This window comes from Chromohalobacter sp. 296-RDG, assembly GCF_029889885.1.
Lineage (GTDB): Bacteria > Pseudomonadota > Gammaproteobacteria > Pseudomonadales > Halomonadaceae > Chromohalobacter.
On the sequence record NZ_JARANY010000248.1, the window covers coordinates 1 to 955 of the forward strand.

Annotated in this window: 1 protein-coding gene and 1 pseudogene; both read left to right on the plus strand. The window is 60.1% G+C overall.

Annotated features, from left to right (window positions below; all coding sequences use genetic code 11):
* Window positions 1-688, plus strand: a 688-nt coding sequence (pstA, locus tag OP495_RS18270; protein ID WP_280571195.1) for a phosphate ABC transporter permease PstA, incomplete at its 5' end; no start/stop codon positions are given.
* Window positions 689-713: 25 nt separating this feature from the next.
* A pseudogene (locus tag OP495_RS18275) lies at window positions 714-955 on the plus strand (hypothetical protein); the annotation flags it as partial.

Genomic DNA, 955 nt, shown 5'->3' on the forward strand with positions numbered 1-955 from the left:
GCCGGAGATGGCGGGGATTGCCTCGGCGGCTATCGGGACGGTAATGACCATGCTGGTCACCATGGCGGTATGCTTTCCGGTGGGCGTGATGACGGCCGTCTATCTCGAGGAATTCGCCCCCGACAACAAACTGACCCAGATCATCGAAATCAATATCAACAACCTGGCGGCCGTCCCTTCCATCCTGTTCGGCCTGCTGGGGCTGGCAATTTATATCAGCTTCTTCGGGGTGCCTCGTTCCTCTCCGTTGGTAGGCGGGCTGACCCTGGCACTGATGACGCTGCCGGTGATTATCATCTCGACGCGTGCGGCACTTCGCAGTGTGCCGGATAGTATCCGTCATGCGGCATTTGGCGTGGGGTGTTCACGTTGGCAGGTGGTGCGCGATCACGTGCTGCCGGTGTCGCTGCCGGGCATTCTGACGGGATCGATCATCGGCCTGGCGCAGGCCATGGGCGAGACCGCACCGCTGATCATCGTGGGCATGGTGGCCTTCATTCCCGATGCGTCGATCTCGATCACGGGCGCCTCGACGGTCATGCCGGCGCAGATATTCACTTGGGCCAGTGAGCCGAATAGCGCCTTCGCCGAGAAGACGGCGGGCGGCATCTTGGTGCTTCTGGCGGTGCTGATCTTTCTCAATGCGCTCGCCGTGTGGCTACGCAACAAATTCGAACGTCGCTGGTAAGCGACTTCCGACAGGACTCATCGCCATGAACGACACGACCCTGCAAAACTTTCAGACTCAGCAAGATCAGTCTCCGGCGCCGGATGATGCCGTGCGCGACCAATATAGCGACGCGCCGACGCCCGACAAGGGGCAGCCGGTAACACGCAACGAAAACGTTGAAGAAAACCTGAGCGTACGCGTACGCGATCTCAGCTTGTGGTATGGCGAGCACCAGGCGCTGGATGACATCAGCATCGATGTGTTCGCGAATACCGTCACTGCGCT